Here is a 17,352-nt window from a genome sequence, read left to right on the forward strand (position 1 = left end):
GCTAATGTTTAGTTTCATAACTATGGTCGGTAATGGTTTTTTTGAGGGCAACTAATGAGTCATTAAATACCTGACTGATATCTCGGGCGATTTGTTTGAGCTCGTGACTGTTGATTTGATCGGGTTTTATCTGTTCAGCCTGACGTGTTAACCCGGCAAGTTTGATGGCGCCAATTTCAGTGGAAGAGCCCTTAAGGGCATGTAAACTTTCACGATATTGATAATAGTCATCGAAGACGGCACTGTTGATAATATCAATGTGCTTGCGGCCATCGTACTCAAAGCCACTGACGAGGCTATTGATAAATTGTTCACCTCCGCCAAGTTGTTCTAATTCGGAGATGAGGCGGTAATCGAGTAATTGTTCATTGTCTGGTGTTGAAATACTCTCACTGAACGGAGGCGATGACTGCTTTTGTTTTGATTGTTTTGTGAAACTTGCTATCTCTGACAATAGTGCTTTTGAATTGATAGGTTTTGTCAGAAAAATATCAGCACCGGCGTCAATGCTGTTTTGTCTAGCTTCAGGTGTGGCATCAGCGGTAAGGATTATGGACGGTATTTTTCTTGATGTGTCCATGAATTGAGTTGCTTTGATGATATCAATTCCAGAATAACCGGGCATATTCATATCCAGTAGCATTAAATCAATCTCGTCGTAATGCTCGCTGATAAGACTCATCGCTTCTTCACCGGTATTGGCTAAGATAAGCTTGTGTCCTATTTGACTCAAGATGCCTGATAATACCCGCTGATTAACAACATTATCTTCTGCGATAAGAATAGTTAATTGAGTCTGGGAGTTAGCTTCGGATTGATAGTATTCATTGAGCTTAACCACCTTATCAGCGTTATAGAATGTAGACTCAGCTGAATGCAGCGCATTAAATAAAGCTCTTTTATCCAACACATCTTTTACTGAAGAACGATAAAACTGATTAAGCTCTTCGTCCTGAAGCACATCTTCATTATGATTGACTAACACTAACGACAAATGTTGAAGACTGTCTTCTTGAGTTAAAAGTTGTGCATATTGAACGGGGCTGATTCCAGCCATACAATCACTATCGATGACTAAAGTAGAAAAAGGTTGTTCATTTTCTGCTGCGGTCATCAAGGCTGACATTGCCTGAGCTGAAGACTGTACACATTGATATTCCAAATTCCATGTGTCAAAGCTTTGGCATAAAGATGAAGTAATTTTTTCTGTAGCGAGAACGAGTACTTTATGTTCGTTTAATTCCAATTCATATTCAGAGTGGGTGTCAAAAGGCAGTTCAAACCAGAACGTTGTTCCTCTGCCGAGTTCACTTTTTACACCTATCTCTCCTCCCATGAGTTCTACGAGCTGTTTAGAGATCGTGGTTCCGAGCCCTGTACCCTGGTATTTCGACGTGTTTGACATATTGGCTTGCGTGAAGTTATCAAATATCTTATCCAGATATTCTTCAGCTATGCCGATGCCAGTATCACGTACTTCGAACCGTATCGTTATTTTTTGACTTATTGTATCAGTCGCTAATTTTTCTAACAGTAATTTTACCGAACCAGAGTCCGTAAATTTAATGGCATTTCCCAATAGATTAATTAGAACTTGACGTAAATGTTGTGGATCTCCTATCAGTCGATAATCAATATTTGAGTCGATATGATAACTGACGCGGAGGTCCTTAGATTCACCCATTACGGCCTGTAATTCGATAATGTTATTAATCAAAGAATGTAAATCAAAACTCTCTTTAGCAATATGTATCTTGCCAGCTTCGATTTTTGAAATATCCAGCACATTTTCAATTAGACCCGATAAGGTCTGCGCTGAATTACGCATGATATTAACGAATTCGTACTGTTGTGGGCTTAGCTTGGTTTCACCTAGCAAGTCTGCAATGCCAATTACACCGTTTAGAGGTGTCCTTAATTCATGAGACATATTCGCTAGAAAACGGCTTTTAGCTTCATTGGCAAGTTTTGCCGTTTTTATAGCGACATGCAGCTTATTGATTAAAAATGCCGAGTAGACAGGGATGACCAGCAATAACAACAGTAAGCTAAACCCAATGGGTTTGTGCTGGAGATCCTGCCAATAAGGACCGTAAACCACCGCGATACTAAAGCCAATCAATCCCACGCAAAGTGAAAGATAAAGATATCGAGTGCCATAGCGGAAGCCATTACCCAAAATTACCCAGAGATAGAGAATAAACAGAAACACACTCTCATCGCCTGAATAAAACATCAGAATCGACAAAGAGCCCAGATCTAAGAGGATACCGGCAAAGCGTCTGAAAGGAGAGGGATGAGGATGGCGCAATATCGCTATGGCAATGGCCATAGCACCAGCATAATAAATTAAAGTGACTAAGGTGGGATGAGAAAGCAACGTATCTTGTAGCTGCTCTCCATCATTCCATGGCAAGGCGAAATAGAAAAGAATACCAAGACCAATAGTTAAGCGTACTTTGATGGCTTGCTCAGGCTCACTGTCACCGGTGTTATTTAGGATGGAACGAAAGTGTTCTAAGCGAGCTAAAAAACGGTGTTTACGTTTGGGCTTGGCGTTATCTGAATCGTTCATTAGGTTCATCCGCATACTCAGCCTGAATTGCTTTTATCTTATCGAGACTTTCGATAAACGCTTCAACACATTCAGGGTCAAAATGGCTGCCAGATTGTTTTCTTATATAGTCAATGGCGTCTTGAAATGGCCATGCCACTTTGTATGGTCTTTCAGAGACAAGGGCATCAAATACATCGGCTACAGCAACAACACGTGCGATGAGGGGGATTTCATCACCCTTTAAGCCATTCGGATAACCTTTTCCATCGAAGCGTTCGTGATGATTCAAGGCGATGATAGCGCCCGTTTGCATGTAGCGAGACTGGCTATCCGATAAAATGGCATGTCCAATAGTCGTATGGGTTTGCATGATTCCCCACTCATGTTCATTTAGCGGGCCTGCTTTAAGCAATATACCGTCAGGAATACCAATTTTCCCAATATCATGCATGGGAGCGGTATATTCTAATTCCTCACACTCTCTCTGACTGAAAGTATTAAGCGACTCAGCAATCACGCGTGCATACTTCGCCATACGAATAACATGATTTCCTGTGCCTTCATCTCGATATTCGCCAGCGCGAGCTAATCGTAATAAGGTTTCTTTTTCGCGATCGACCACTTTCTTTGTGGCAATCTCAACTTGCCTTGCCAGCCAGTCTGCACGGTCTTGAATAATCAGGTGCTGTTCCTGCATTTGAAGTAGATTTCGGCAAGTGGTTCGGCATTCAATCTGGTCTATTGGTCGGGTTAGGAATGCGGTAGTACCTGCTTCAAGAGCATCGTAGCGAACAGATTTTTCACTAACAACAGTGATCATCACAATAGGTACAGTCTGACAATGAGGCATGACGCGAATTTTTTGAATAAATTCCACACCATTCATATTCGGCATACGATAGTCGGTGACGATGAGATCCGGCTCATTATCGTTAAGCCATATTAGACCTTCTCCCGGACTACTTAACGATGTAACAACAATATTGTCAGCAATTTGTTGAATAATGCGTTCTAGAATTGTGCGCCCTGTAGATTGGTCATCAATGATCAATACGTGTTTTGATTTTTTCAGAATGCTTTGCCTCCTGGCTTTTGCATAGGGACTCTGAGTGATTAGTTTGTCTTCGCGAATCAAGATGGTTTACCTGATTATGTGGCACTTCTGACCGCGCATCCTGCAATAAAGCCACTAAAGACAGCTTACGAAACCTGTAGGCTGCTAGTTAAAAGTATCAAAATGCCTCAATTAAACTTGGCTTTCAGACTCTAAATCTAATCATTATGCGTATAACGTTTTTTTTAGTCTAGTCGATAGTCGTCCCTGTATTGCGAAATGTCAGGTTATATCTAAATTGACCGGTTAGAGGATGATGAGCGAGTTTGATCGGCTTTATACCATGAAAGCGTAAACGGTCAACCCCTCCCCAGATGACGATATCACCATGCTCAAGTAAATGGTAATTAGGTTTTTCATTGCGATTATTACCACCAAATTGAAATATGGCCGGTACGCCGAGAGAGACGGAAACAATAGGCTGAGTGAAGTCTTTTTCGTCCTTATCCTGGTGCAAGCCCATACCGACACCGGGAGTGTACTGATTGATAAGACAAGCATTAGGCTGGAAATGTTGAAAATCTACCAATGAGGCATTTTCTTCTGCCAGCGATTCAAATAACTCAGGCATGGATGGCCACGGCATATTTGTCAGTGGGTCAATAGCTGTATAACGGTATCCCTTGTTATCACTTACCCAGCCTAAGTCACCACAATTGGTCATTTTTGCTCCTACATAATATCCGCGCTTAGTCGACATTTGTCGAAAAGGGGAGAGTGCGCTTATCTGATTTATTTCAGTGAGCAAGTTTTCTGCAATCTGTTTTGCTACTCCTTTAAGAAGGTAGCTTTGCTCTGCAAGTTTGATAACCATGTCAGACATTGTATTTTCAGTATACGTTTATAGCAGATTAATTAAGTTGATGAGTGTTGTTACCTGCGATTGGATAATGCGCTCATTGGATAAAAGCCGCCAATAAAAAATGCAGATTAACCATAGGCAAATAGTTAGATAACAGCTACAATATTGTCATCGTCTTGGGGGAGTAGTCTACTCACCTACCGGTGTTTGAAGCTGTCAACATAATTGGACCCTCAAGGTCCATGGCAGTTTCGTACCAGCTTGCTGGTATTGACAAGACCTAAGACAAATAATGATTCCTCTTGGCGGGAGATCGTTGTTTGTCTTGGTATTGTTATCCCGCCGGAGTTTATTTAATGGATGCTTTCTTTACTTCTGTTCTCACGGTTTCGCTAGCGGAAATTGGTGATAAAACCCAGCTTTTATCTTTAATGCTAGCTGCACGTTTTAGCCATAAATCAGCCATCGTGGCTGGAATCCTTGTTGCTACACTCCTCAATCATGCTGCATCTGCCTGGCTGGGCACCTGGCTTGGACAATTTATTCTTGGTCCAACAGGTCAGTGGATACTGGGCTTGAGTTTTATTGCGATGGCCGCTTGGTTATTGATACCAGACAAGGAAGATGATGATGCGATTAAATATGCTAGATACGGGGCGTTTGTCGTTACCACCGTGTTATTTTTCATTGCTGAGATTGGTGATAAAACGCAAGTCGCTACTATTGCGCTTGCTGCAACCTACCAAAATATTTTTATGGTGACACTGGGCACGACAATTGGCATGTTATTAGCCAATGTTCCAGTAGTATACGCAGGAGAAGCCATGTTGAAAGTGATCCCTTTGAATGTGGCTAGATGGGCTGCTTCCCTAGTATTTGTTATTGTTGGTTTAACCATTATTCCATGGTAAACCCTGTGACAAGGGCACAATAAATATTATCGAGCCACACACCTGTGTGCGGCTCGATGGTTTATCACTAATAGTGTTAGTGAAGATTCGATAAATTTTCTACCACTTCCACGACTTTTTTTGCACCGCTTCTGATTTGGCTGATGGTATTCCCTGCGGTATTAGCAAACTCAACGCCTGATTCGACACCCGACATGCTTCCGGACATACTTTTTATGACGGAATCACTTTTAGACTGGATTTTATTAATCATGCTCGCTATTTCGGCCGTTGATTGTGAGGTCCGTGTCGCCAGTGAGCGAACTTCATCAGCCACAACAGCAAAACCACGCCCACTATCACCCGCTCTTGCAGCTTCTATTGCGGCATTTAAGGCGAGTAAGTTTGTTTGTTCAGTGATATCGCTGATCGTTTTAACGATAAATGATATTTGTGCGGTTTCTACACCTAGCTGTTCCAACTCGGTTGATGAATGACTGAATTGTTGTTTCAATTCTTCAAGTTTATCAATGGTTTTAAAAATAATATCTTCACCTGTCGAGGATAACTTTTCTGTCTCCAGTGATATTGTATAGGCTGTGTTAGCGGCCGCTTTTTCTTCCTCGGAACGGCGAACTTTTTCAGTAATGTCAGTGGCAAATTTAATGACTCGATAGGGCTTGCCATTACTATCGAATATAGGGTTATAGGTGGCTTCCAACCAAACAGCAGATTGATATTTATTTATCCGTTTAAAATTGTCTGCAATAAAACGTCCCTCATTCAATTGTTCCCAGAACTTGGCATATTCAGGACTTTTTACATAGTCTGAGTCACAAAAAATTCTATGGTGCTGTCCTTTCACTTCATCAAGCTTATATCCCATAAGGCTCAGAAAATTTTGATTGGCATTGGTGACACGACCTCCCATATCAAACTCTATGATAGCCATTGAACGATCGATTGCAGATAGCAAACTATCATTACTACGAGAATGTTCTACACGTTCGGTCACATCGTTAGCAATCTTAAAAATTTTAACGACACGGCCTTCACCATTTTTTATTGGGAAATAATTGGCTTCCAGCCATATATCATGGCCGTTTTTATGCTTGCGTAATACTTCCCCTGAAAAATACTCACCGTTCTTTAGATGCTTCCAAAAATCTTTATATCGGGAAGATTCAACTTCGGATTTATCGCATAACAGTTGATGATGCTGTCCTATCAGTTCAGAAGAGGAATAACCTGTTACCCGAGAAAAATTGTCGTTTACTGCAGTGATGATACCTTCAGGTGTGAACTCAATAATGGCGAGTGATGACTGCATTGCGGTGAAAATCTCCAGCAAGGGAGTGAGTTCGTTTTTTAATACCGCATTCTCGGTGATTAACTGCTTTGTTTTACCAAACATGTCTTTTTTTCGCCTCTTTGCAAATAGTGTGCAATTTAATTGTATGCATCTTATATCGGCAGTGAAAAGTAAAAGTTAACTGCTTTTATACGAAAGCATGATGTCTATCACGTTACTGGTAAGTTAATGATCTTAATGGGGGGTACTGACTTTTGCATTTCAAACACGGTGGGTGGATATGGGTAAATTGTGTTCTTCCGAGTGAGGATTAAGTTATTTTTCACTTATGCTGAAAACGTATCGAATTTTCCTCTATAAGCATTGTGTTGAGGAAAAATGGAATGTCTTTTTTTAATAAATTAGTACCAAAGTACAATGTAATTTTTAATTAATTAAGGCGAGTTAATAGTGCGCAACTGATTGTTGGTGGTTACCTGTTGCGAAATTAAATAGTTATATTATTATTTCATCGTGTTCAACACATTAACGCCAAACCTGATGTGAGTCAGGGACGGAAAGCCTACAGCTGTATATTGAAGTCTTGACAGGGCTGGGTTGCAAAATTATTGGGATATGGGACATGTATAAAAAATTTTTTGCAACAACCCTTGCTCTGTCAGCATCGATGTTAACGATATCGGCTCATGCTGCAAATATTGGCTGGACAGACTGGACAAAAACAAGTCAAAAAACTGCATCTGGAACCATGGCGTTTGGTAGTGACAATGTCAGTGTTGGTTTTAGCTCAAGTTCTGATGCTTATTTCATAGAATCGGGAGCGACAGATAATTGGTGGGGTAATGCCTACACCAAGGGGACGGTTAGCAATCTTCCATCATCACGTGAAATTATCGGTTTGAGTACCGATGGTACAGTAGAAATAAAATTTTCAGAAACAGTGCTGAATCCTTACATTGCCCTTGTCAGCTGGAACGCAAATAATGTTGATTTTGGTGATACAAAAATTAAATTTGATAGTACTGGTTTAGGGAAGTACGGTTCGGGATCACCCACCCTGTATTCTGACGGTACTGGATTTACTACCTCTAATTTTGCCGAGCTACATGGAGTGATTATTCTTGAAGGGTTATTTGACTCGTTCAGTTTTACTCATACAAGTGAAGGCTGGCATGGCTTCACCGTAGGTGCCGCAGGCATCGCGCCTGTGTCGGAAGTGCCTATTCCAGCGGCTGCATTTATGTTTGCTCCGGCTTTGCTTGGTTTTATGGGACTTCGCCGTAAAGCCAAACAAGCTGCATAATCAATCAATATATACTGGCTTTTTTGTCCCTGATTGTCCGGCCATGACAAGCTGGTTATCGAACATATCTTGCCTAACTCCACATAGTCTTACTTAATCTGAACTTAATTAGAGATATGTTGACGTGAGTTAATATTCTCTTTGAACATTTTTTTGACTCAATTTTTACTATGAATTTAAAGTCAATTTTTAAAAAAATCATACTTAAGGATGATTTTTTTTCTAATTCAATTTAAGTAACCTGTTAACAACAGAATATAAGTGTTCATCTGTTACTCGCCATAGCAAGTTAACTTTAATTTATTAATTTTGTTCAACATATTATCGCCAAACCTGATGTGAGTCAGGGACGGAAAACCTACAGCTGTGCATTAGTGGCATCAGGGCTGGGCTGCATGAAATGGAGATTTTTATGAAAAAAATAGTGTGGATGCTATTAAGCCTGGGTTTATTGACGTTATCTCTGACAGCTTCTGCTGCGACTGTTGTTAAAGCTAATTTTGATGCAGGATGGCCGACTTATGACGGTGGTGAATTTACGTTTTCTGGGAATTTTGTGGGAGAAGATCTGAATAACGACGGCGTATTGTCTTTCGGAGAGTTTTCCGTATTTAACTGGAGCTCTGCTTATAACTCATACACATTATCTGACCTGTTTGATACTGGCGATATTGTCATTAGCACACAAACTTGGTTGGCTAATGGCATAAGCTGGGTTGGAGCAGACGATTTAGCTTACATAACTTGGGATGACAGAGGACAATCGATAAATACTAACATCCTGGGTGAAGTTCGCTTTACTTCTTTCGAAGTTTCTGCGGTTCCTTTACCACCAGCTGTCTTGCTGTTTGCACCTGCACTACTGGGTTTTATGGGCTTACGCCGTAAAGCAAAACTAGCTGTCTAATTAATTTCAGTATTTCAAACGTTTAAAGCCGTCATAGAGTGACGGCTTTTTTGTCTGTTTAAAATCACGTTGAGCTAAAACACATAATCCAGACTAATTTGACCAGTGGCGTATCGCGTTTTAGTGATGATGACTCAGAAACAATATTGAGTTTTAGGCTTCAGGCTTATCGCTGTTATAATGCCTGCCCAATGTCCCCGTAGCTCAGCAGGATAGAGCGTCCCCCTCCTAAATCCTCCAGAGCAATATCGATGTTGCCTTCTACCGCAAGGCAATCCCATGATTTTATTGAGTTTGTGACATTAGCGCCGGTTAACTTCCGGCTTATTCAAACTGATTTTTGGAACTCAATGACAAAGTTCTCACCATCAAACTCTATAATCTGTCCCATCACTTCTGGTCGAACAAAGAAATCTTTTTTGATCTTGCTGCCATCGATACCGCTTTCAACCTTCTTTATTTCGTCACCGTTTTTCGGAACAGCAATAATCAATTTGATAGGTTGAGTATCTCGAAAGGCTTTGACGAGCTTTTCCGCCAATTCACTATTACCGTTTCCTGACCATCTCGATAAGTAATCTGTGTATACCCACTTTCCATTTCGTTCGGGCATCTTCAGACGATGCTGCCAGCAGCTTATGACGAGCTCACCTTCAGGTGTTTCGGCACAGACAGACCAATTTACATTTTTCAGTTTTGCTTTGTAACGGCGAAATGCCTGTTCATAACCAAGAGCCCCCATTTACTTTCTCGCCTCCAAGTGCATTTGTTCCAACATAGTGGGTATGAGCGGGTTTCTCATTTCACCGTTCGCCATAAACTGACTGACGATCATATCGTTTTGTCCCTAACTGATTTTTTTCAACAGTTCAGATAACCCTATTATCATGAACATGGCTAGCAATAAGCAAACAATCGATGACTAAATTCATACTTGAGATGTCCACTCCGGTTGGCTTGGGGTTATTTGGTGCAGGGGTGTATACGTACATCAAAAAAACTGCATTTTCTATTGATTCCACGTTGATCTCACGTTGATGTCAAAACGAAGGTTTTCCTTGATGTAGGTAAAAAGTCAGTTCAAGTGGGGATATGCGAACTATCTCAAAGTTAGGCCTGCTAACACTTTCATGAACTGTCGGAATGTCATATTGACCGAAGTACTGTTGAAATACTCTCCTCTATAAGGCTGTTTTTTTGGGAGGCGGTTTTTATTGAAGGTATGGTCTTCAGCTATCTACATTATTTCTAGGACTATACTTATTTTAGACTCCATCTAGTTGGAATCGATAGATCGAGATGAAATATGAGTTAGAAATTTTGCGCAATCATTACGTTTAGACTCAAAATCCATACAACCACCAAGCATCAATAAACATAAACAAATACAATTGGTTGGATTCATTTTTGACTGATTCTGAAAATCTGCCTAAACATTGCCAAAAAATAATGTATATATAAGTAAGCTCCAAATAAACGATTAATGGAGCTCACATGCAAACACAGACACACGAAAATACCGACCCTCTAGTCGTTCAAGCGAGTTTTCGACTTCCGCACTTGCTAACAGAAAAGCGTTCAAAAGGGACATCGAAAGACACTTCACCGTATAACCTTTATTCTCAGTCCACCGCTCAGCACATGGGGGAAGAGGCTATCATTCCTACACCCCATAAATTTTTATCTATGGCAGATGCATGTCAGAAGCCAGCTCCATTACAGAGAGTTCTGATGATGCTTTCTGAACTTAAAGAGTCCGGTCGGAGAAAGCCAATCACTCTAAGACTCGCTGCTATAGCAATAAACATGAAATATACCGAGTTGGGTATTGCTCCAGCATGGCGAAATAATGTGACAATTCAGGCCGATAATATTCAATCAAGATTGTTAGATCCGTTGGACTTACGGGTTATCGATTTGGAATGGTTACACTCGAAAAGAATCAATGAGCAATATTCATTGGATACCAGCCCTATTTATCTGGAGCTGTTCAACAAAGACAAATTTGACTTTGATTTGGCGTATAAGCTTGTAAAACAAGAAACTGATACGAATACAGGACTTGTTGCTCTAAACCTTAACGAAGAGATTCAGAAAGAGTTAATTTCATACAAACTGCCGAGATTATCGGAAGAGTTTCGAAGAGTAGTCATGCTGCGAAGTGAGGTTGAAAAGGATCTTAAACTTGCCGCTAGTCGTAATCCAAGAATGGGTAAGAAACTGCTAGATGTCATTCCCGATAGATTAGATCAATGGATGAGCACTCAAATATCACGCAGTGACTCAAAAACCGTTATGTATGAGACATACAAAAAAATAACCGGAAGCTCCATTACCGCCAGTAGTTATAAAGCTAAGCTTCAAGCGTTAAAAAATGCGTTGCGGAGAGCTAACAGCCAGTTTGTACATTTAGGCTGTGAGGTTAATGGTTAGGGGTGTTTTAGTAGTCTAAAGTTATTAAGACTGTAGCCAAAAACAATACTGTCCGACGGCTTCGTAAGAAGCCGTTATGGTCTCTCCAGAATGAGCAATAAAGCGTAACAGGGTTGACCGTAGAGAATAGAAAAACCGAAAGTTATTACCGCAGGTTTTTCTTTATCTTTCATATACATAATGAGTGCGGGTAAAAGTGTTAACACTACAGTAATACTAACCCCGTAGTAATTAAATAAATAACTATATAACCAATACGCGTGCGCGAGGGGGGAGAGTAATATACCCCGTTCATCTTCAAAGGTTTGATAACCAATACGCGTGCGCGAGGGGGGAGACATGTATTGCTCGCGTTAGAGAATAAAATTGCGGCGGCGCGAATGCGGGGTAGACAACATCATAATGTTAGATGTGTCTTGCGAGGGTTTCTATGTCGTTCTAATCGACTTTCTAGCGTTGACCCTAATCAGGGTAGGTTATAAGTATTTAGACGCTTTAAATGATCATATGGATGTTTTACTTATTTAGTACTGCAACAGCCTCAGATAGATGTGCTGGAGCAAGATGAGCATACCGGAGAGTCATCTTAATATCGGTATGACCCAACAGCTCACGGACGCTGTTCAAATCAACACCGGCTGAAACCAGTCGGCTTGCGAAATGATGACGTAAATCGTGGAGTCGGAAATCGTTAATTTTGGCATCACGAAGAAGCACTTTCCACGCTTTATCGATGTTGGTGAAACGCTTACCGTTTTTCCCGACAAAAACGAGTCCGGAATAACGCTTAGTTTGACGTTGCCATATGCTCAGAACGTTAAATGCTTCTTCATTCAGAGGGATATAACGAGTCTGTCCGGTCTTGGACGTGTTGCCGACAATCGTGATTCGTTTATTAAAGAAATCGACATCCTGCCAGCGAAGGTTGAACATTTCACCTCGACGCATGCCGGTATTCATCAACAGTAAGACCATCGGGTGAACGTGGTCTTGGAAACCGCCCAGGATCGCTTCTAAGCGCGTAAAACAGCCACCAGCATAGAAAGGGTTAGATTTCGCTAAACGACGATCACGCGATCTCAGGGAAGCTCTCAGACGCTCTTCTTCATCGGGTGATAGATACCGGATGATAGCGCGGCTGTCTGACTTCTGTTTCTTGACCTTCGTGATGGTATTCTGCTCAATAATTTCCCACTCAACAGCACGGTTGAACATGGCTTTCAATGTGCCGATGTAACGGTTTGACGTTGAAGCGCTCAGACCTTCTTTGTGTCGCTTCGACCGCCAGCTTTCGATGTCCCACGCCGTGACTTTGTCGAGGCGCTTGTTGAACAGGTGTTTGAACTGATTGAACGGCAGTTTGGCTTTTGGTGCTTTATGGTGGGCAGTGAACCAAGGCAGGTACGTGTCGTTGATGAAGTCACCGAGCTTTGGCACTGGTTTCATTTCCCGGGCGGCTTGTTTCTCACGCTGGATGTCTTTGCCGAGCTTCACTTCGGCATACAGCTTCTCAGCCATCTTACGAGCGGCCGGAACGGACAGAGCAGGATACTGGCCCATTGTGTAACGCAAGCGACGACCATCTGGGGCGGTGTACATCAGGCTGAAAGTCATTGTGCCGGAGACGTAGCGCTTGAGCTTGAAGCCGGAAATGACAGTGTCAGTGACTTCGTAATGCTTGTCAGTTTTCGTCTTGCTCATCTGGGTAGCAAGGGAGGGAGTTAGCTTCTGTTTGTAGTCCATCAAACGGCTCTGGGTCTGGTTTTAAGGCCAGTTTAGCAAGCCGAGGTAGGTTGCCAAGGATGGCATCGAAACAAGCTTTGGTTTACGCTCTCAATGGATCAGCAAAGAGTGTTTTCAATGCCCATGCCAACCTTCGAACAGATAATGCCGGTCATCCTCGACCTTGCAGCAGATTCTGACCAGATCGTGATCCGCCGTTGCATGGACGTCATCGCGGATCGTTTTGCCCTCTCAGAAGAAGAACGCGAACAGATGCTGCCAAGCGGCAAACAGAAGGTGCTTTATAATCGCACTAACTCGTCACTTTATAACCACACAAAGCAGTCATACTGAAAGCTAACGTCAGGTTTATAAATAACTTATACAGTTGGGTATGTGCACAGCTCAAATCGTTTAAGCGAGCTTCTGGGTCATCCTCTCTACAACGTCAACCACTTGCGCGGCACCAGTTCTGATGCTCTTTATTAAAGTACCAGCACTATTTGCATGAGTTACTGCTTCCTCGACTCCCTTCAGACTCCCAGACATACTGCCAATAACATCTTGTGTGTTGGATTGTACTCTTGAGATCATTTCAGAGATTTCAGAGGTTGCAGTGTGTGTCCTATGAGCTAGGTTACGCACTTCATCTGCCACGACTGCGAAACCTCTTCCCTCTGATCCTGCACGAGCAGCTTCAATAGCTGCATTAAGGGCTAATAGATTTGTCTGCTCTGCGATGTCACTGATAGTTTTAACGATAGAGCTGATTTGCTCTGTGACTTCGTTAAGGTTGCCAAGTTGAGCTGAGGAATCTCTAACCTGCTCTGATAACGATTGCATTTTTTCTGTTGTTTCAAGGATGACTTCTTCACCCTCGGAGGAGTGTGTGAGTGTGTCACGGGAGATTTCGTAGGCTGTTAGAGCAGCCTTTTTTTCATCCTGGGCTTTCTGGACTTGCTCGGTAATGTCGGTTGCAAACTTTATGACTCGATAAGGATGTCCTGACTCATCGAAGACTGGGTTATAAGTGGCGCCAAGCCAGACTAATTGCCCTGTCTTCGTCACTCTGCGATAGCTACTCTCGAAAAATTCACCTTGATTAAGCTTCTCCCAGAACTCTCGATAGTCATCACTTTCAGCGTATGCTGTTTCACAAAACACACGATGGTGCTTACCTTTAACTTCTTCCAGGGTATATCCCATCAGCTCGAGGAAGTTATCATTTGCGCCTCTGACCGTACCATCCATATTAAACTCAATCACTGCTGTTGAGCGATTGAGTGCTGTGATGAGATTGTTGGCATTTTGAGACTCTTCAACGCGTTCAGTGATGTTATTAGCGGTCTTTAGTATTCTTTCCAGCGAGCCATCAGCTTTTTTGACGGGGAAATAGGTAGCTTCCAACCACAGAGTCGAGCCATCTTTGTGCCGGCGCTGAAATTGACCGCTGAATGTCTCGCCGGCAGCCAGTTTGTTCCAGAACTCTTCATACTCTGCACTTAGAACATAGTCAGCATCACATAAAGTTCTATGATGCTGATGTATTAGTTCCTGTGGGCTGTAACCGACAACTTCACAAAAGATTGCATTCGCGCTCAAAATTTTCCCGTCAGGTGTGAACTCGATCATTGCAACAGACTTGTCTAGTGCCTGCATGACATCTTTTAGTTCATCAAGTTGCTTTTGTGAATTAGCGAGTTCTTCTTTGAGTGCTTTACACTTGCTAAACATTGGTTTCCCTCTCTTTAGGATGTAATTGGCTGAAGCATCATTGCAGGCAACCGTATAGTGCACAATACAGTAATGTTTAGAAGAAGTGTTACCAGCAATTAGCAGATGAGTGCTTGAGCTACACGGATGGAAATGGTTTTAGAGACTAGTGTGCTGAGAGGAAAATTTATGAATGTCTTGATTGGCAACTCAAGCGCCGATCAGTCGCCGTCCATGCAGCCGCAATTATCACCCATTCGTCGTGTTGCCGGACGCCTGTTATAATGCCTGACCAATGTCCCCGTAGCTCAGCAGGATAGAGCGTCCCCCTCCTAAGGGGAAGGTCGCAGGTTCGACTCCTGCCGGGGACGCCAATTAATCTTCATTTTTTCAATAAGTTACATTAATCTGGTTTCAGCGTCAGATCCTAAAAATGCCCATTTGGGACAATTTTGGGACACTAACAAAATGATACTGACGTGATAATGGATGATTCAGCATTATGGTTTCAGACTCATTTTTACCAGATAAAACTGTCTGGCTAATGTCAGGCATCATTAGTAAATCGAAATAGAAGAACAAAATACCTCATCACAATTTTATTCCTGGTCATCGAGCAGGAGTGTTCCATTAAAAAGGCTATCTGTAGATAGCCTTTTTGGTGTTCTGATGGATAAAAATATTAAAGCTAATCAGTTTATTGAATCGCCAGCAAAGACGCGTTTTTCAATGACACCATGAACGCCCCAATTACCATCTACCACTTGTGTAATACCGAAGTCAGCGGATACTGACATTAATGAAATGGCCTCATCTTCAGTGAGTCCCTTAGCCGTCATCAGGAAGTGGCGCATTTTTCTAAAAGCATCGCGCATGGCGTTGTCGATAGAGGATTTTGCGTAAATCTCGCTCTGTGCTTTTTCACCAAGTGCTTCAAGATAATTAGGGTAACTAAAGCCGTGAACAACCCATTCGGTGTCTGTTTCCAGTAGAGGGTAATCCAGGCCTTCCAAAACCGTATCTTGCAACTTATTTTGTTTGTGAAGAATAACTTGAACGACGCCTGTCATTGAGGTTTCGATAGCGGTTCCAGCAAGTTCTGAGTCACCTTGTGCTGCATGCGGATCGCCGGCACTGAGTAAAGCGCCCTTAACCGCAACAGGGTAGTACATGGTGCCACCTTTACCAATACGCCAGTCATCAATGTTTCCGCCAAAATAGCCTGGTGGAATAGAGTCGACATAATCTGTTTCGACCGGAGCTACCCCCATTGTTCCAAAATGTAATCTGACAGGAACGCGAATATTCTCGAGGACTTTTGTGTTTTTAGTGATTTTGCTGTGATCAACGGGGACGCCTGGATAGTCAATTTTCTCATGGACGACACCGTTAGGGTCGGTTTGAGGAACCCATTGATAGTTGTAGACCGCTTTTGCCCAGTCTTTCTCACCTGTTGCGTCAAGCTCAAAAATAGTAATGACTTCACGCGGTTTAGGATCTTCGATCATATCGTTGTAGTGATATCCCCACCATGCTGCAGCATTAACGCCATATGTTTTACCAGCATACTTGGGGTTTCCAGAGGGACGCGGGTACATATCCAGAATGCGTACTTCAAGAACGTCACCTGGCTCTGCACCACAGACATAGACCGGACCAGTTAAAACATGAACTCCGAAACCTTCACCGGCACCACGACCATAGATTGACGCATCCATGGGGCCAGCACCGCGTCGATCCACACCTTTATCATTTTTTTCCCATTTAAAAACGCTCTCAGCACCGGGATCGCCTTTTACCATTCTTTCTGCGTCGTCATTAGCATGATGTGTCAATGTTTCCAGAGTCACAAAATCACCAGATTGAACAACTGCCTGTGGTGCTTTATTTTTACTGAAGTAGCCCCAGTGGACCGTTTTATTATTAGCCGGAATGTAATGATGTTTCGCTTCTGTTGATTCTGAATCACAGCTTATTTCCGCAAATACCGGGCTGCTTAATATCGTGAAAAAGATAGAACTGGCAATGAATCCTGTGTGTTTGAGTGGACTGATGTTGTTCATTAATAACTGCTCCATATTATTTAAAATGAAAAAACATTTTAAAAACAAGCAGATAAGGTGCCACCTTTTACTCTGGCATTAAAACAGATATTAGTTACTGTTTTTTATACAATAAATTCTGTTTAGCGCTTATTAAGCAGTATTTGGCGATATGCTGTTTCGGATCATAACTGAGCAAGTGATCAATATTGGCGCGTAATGTGATGAATCGCCACCATTCAGTACGATGTCAAATTAGGCTTTCTCAACAACAAAATGATATTTATCGTCGACTTGAGACATTTCTATTAATGCATTGCCTGTCATTTTACAAAAAGTAGGAATATCTTTATTTGCACCTTTGTCGGTGGCAATCAATAAAAGCCGTTGTCCAGGTGACATATCGGCGAGTGCTTTCCGGGCTTTTAACACAGGAAGAGGGCAATTGAGGCCGGAGGTATCAATTTCTTTTTGAAATTCTGACATACTACTTATCCCATTTTTTCTTAGAATGATGCAATGATAAACGGATTTATATTCAGTGTCTCACTGGAACC

The 17,352-nt window shown here is 42.1% G+C and carries 15 protein-coding genes, 1 tRNA gene and 2 riboswitches; of the genes, 7 read left to right on the plus strand and 9 right to left on the minus strand.

Going from position 1 to position 17,352, the window contains the following annotated elements:
* Position 1: 1 nt before the first annotated feature.
* The 3 genes from AC13DA_RS00950 to alkB form a co-directional block, all read right to left on the minus strand.
* Complete coding sequence (locus tag AC13DA_RS00950; protein ID WP_284452200.1) at positions 2-2,575, minus strand: ATP-binding protein; 2,574 nt, start codon at positions 2,573-2,575, stop codon at positions 2-4.
* Complete coding sequence (locus AC13DA_RS00955) at positions 2,559-3,692, minus strand: HD domain-containing phosphohydrolase (protein ID WP_284452201.1); 1,134 nt, start codon at positions 3,690-3,692, stop codon at positions 2,559-2,561. The genes AC13DA_RS00950 and AC13DA_RS00955 overlap by 17 nt, the downstream gene beginning before the upstream one ends.
* A gap of 169 nt (positions 3,693-3,861) precedes the next feature.
* On the minus strand, positions 3,862-4,494 hold the full coding sequence (gene alkB, locus AC13DA_RS00960; protein ID WP_284452202.1) for a DNA oxidative demethylase AlkB: 633 nt from the start codon (positions 4,492-4,494) through the stop codon (positions 3,862-3,864).
* Between the two features lie 335 nt (positions 4,495-4,829).
* Between alkB and AC13DA_RS00965 the strand changes: the two genes are divergently transcribed.
* Positions 4,830-5,384 carry a TMEM165/GDT1 family protein gene (locus AC13DA_RS00965; protein ID WP_007146872.1) on the plus strand — a complete coding sequence of 185 codons (555 nt, stop codon included), beginning with the start codon at positions 4,830-4,832 and terminating at the stop codon, positions 5,382-5,384.
* A gap of 76 nt (positions 5,385-5,460) precedes the next feature.
* On the opposite strand, the gene AC13DA_RS00970 is transcribed toward AC13DA_RS00965, so the two are convergent.
* A complete protein-coding gene (locus AC13DA_RS00970) occupies positions 5,461-6,777 on the minus strand; it encodes a methyl-accepting chemotaxis protein (RefSeq protein ID WP_284452203.1) in 1,317 nt (438 codons plus the stop codon).
* Between the two features lie 418 nt (positions 6,778-7,195).
* A riboswitch (cyclic di-GMP riboswitch) is annotated at positions 7,196-7,280 on the plus strand.
* A gap of 17 nt (positions 7,281-7,297) precedes the next feature.
* On the opposite strand from AC13DA_RS00970, the gene AC13DA_RS00975 reads away from it, so the two are divergent.
* Together AC13DA_RS00975 and AC13DA_RS00980 are read left to right on the plus strand one after the other, a co-directional pair.
* Positions 7,298-7,978: a hypothetical protein gene (locus tag AC13DA_RS00975; protein ID WP_284452204.1), complete on the plus strand. Its 681-nt coding sequence runs from the start codon at positions 7,298-7,300 to the stop codon at positions 7,976-7,978.
* A gap of 316 nt (positions 7,979-8,294) precedes the next feature.
* Positions 8,295-8,377: riboswitch (cyclic di-GMP riboswitch) on the plus strand.
* Positions 8,378-8,390: 13 nt separating this feature from the next.
* Complete coding sequence (locus AC13DA_RS00980) at positions 8,391-8,885, plus strand: hypothetical protein (protein ID WP_284452205.1); 495 nt, start codon at positions 8,391-8,393, stop codon at positions 8,883-8,885.
* A gap of 328 nt (positions 8,886-9,213) precedes the next feature.
* Here the strand turns inward: AC13DA_RS00980 and AC13DA_RS00985 are convergent, their stop codons facing one another.
* The gene (locus tag AC13DA_RS00985) at positions 9,214-9,627 is read right to left on the minus strand and encodes a hypothetical protein (RefSeq protein ID WP_284452206.1); all 414 of its coding nucleotides are present in this window, start codon (positions 9,625-9,627) and stop codon (positions 9,214-9,216) included.
* Positions 9,628-10,379: 752 nt separating this feature from the next.
* On the opposite strand from AC13DA_RS00985, the gene AC13DA_RS00990 reads away from it, so the two are divergent.
* Positions 10,380-11,318, plus strand: coding sequence for a hypothetical protein (locus AC13DA_RS00990; RefSeq protein WP_284452207.1), 939 nt, complete (start codon positions 10,380-10,382; stop codon positions 11,316-11,318).
* Between the two features lie 516 nt (positions 11,319-11,834).
* On the opposite strand, the gene AC13DA_RS00995 is transcribed toward AC13DA_RS00990, so the two are convergent.
* Positions 11,835-13,061, minus strand: coding sequence for a tyrosine-type recombinase/integrase (locus AC13DA_RS00995; RefSeq protein ID WP_482945779.1), 1,227 nt, complete (start codon positions 13,059-13,061; stop codon positions 11,835-11,837).
* Positions 13,062-13,154: 93 nt separating this feature from the next.
* Between AC13DA_RS00995 and AC13DA_RS01000 the strand changes: the two genes are divergently transcribed.
* Positions 13,155-13,394 carry a winged helix-turn-helix domain-containing protein gene (locus tag AC13DA_RS01000; protein ID WP_284452317.1) on the plus strand — a complete coding sequence of 80 codons (240 nt, stop codon included), beginning with the start codon at positions 13,155-13,157 and terminating at the stop codon, positions 13,392-13,394.
* Positions 13,395-13,454: 60 nt separating this feature from the next.
* Here AC13DA_RS01000 and AC13DA_RS01005 read toward each other — a convergent pair whose 3' ends face one another.
* Positions 13,455-14,774: a methyl-accepting chemotaxis protein gene (locus AC13DA_RS01005; protein WP_284452318.1), complete on the minus strand. Its 1,320-nt coding sequence runs from the start codon at positions 14,772-14,774 to the stop codon at positions 13,455-13,457.
* A 132-nt stretch (positions 14,775-14,906) separates the two neighbouring features.
* Here AC13DA_RS01005 and AC13DA_RS01010 point away from each other — a divergent pair, with 132 nt between their 5' ends.
* A complete protein-coding gene (locus AC13DA_RS01010; protein WP_284452319.1) occupies positions 14,907-15,038 on the plus strand; it encodes a hypothetical protein in 132 nt (43 codons plus the stop codon).
* A gap of 12 nt (positions 15,039-15,050) precedes the next feature.
* Positions 15,051-15,127: transfer RNA gene (locus AC13DA_RS01015), tRNA-Arg, on the plus strand.
* 318 nt (positions 15,128-15,445) lie between these two features.
* Here the strand turns inward: AC13DA_RS01015 and AC13DA_RS01020 are convergent.
* Both AC13DA_RS01020 and AC13DA_RS01025 read right to left on the minus strand, forming a co-directional pair.
* Positions 15,446-16,816, minus strand: coding sequence for an acetamidase/formamidase family protein (locus AC13DA_RS01020; protein WP_284452320.1), 1,371 nt, complete (start codon positions 16,814-16,816; stop codon positions 15,446-15,448).
* A 234-nt stretch (positions 16,817-17,050) separates the two neighbouring features.
* Positions 17,051-17,281: a sulfurtransferase TusA family protein gene (locus AC13DA_RS01025; RefSeq protein ID WP_284452321.1), complete on the minus strand. Its 231-nt coding sequence runs from the start codon at positions 17,279-17,281 to the stop codon at positions 17,051-17,053.
* Positions 17,282-17,352 lie beyond the last annotated feature (71 nt).

It is taken from the genome of Methylophaga sp. F-2 (genome assembly GCF_056859315.1).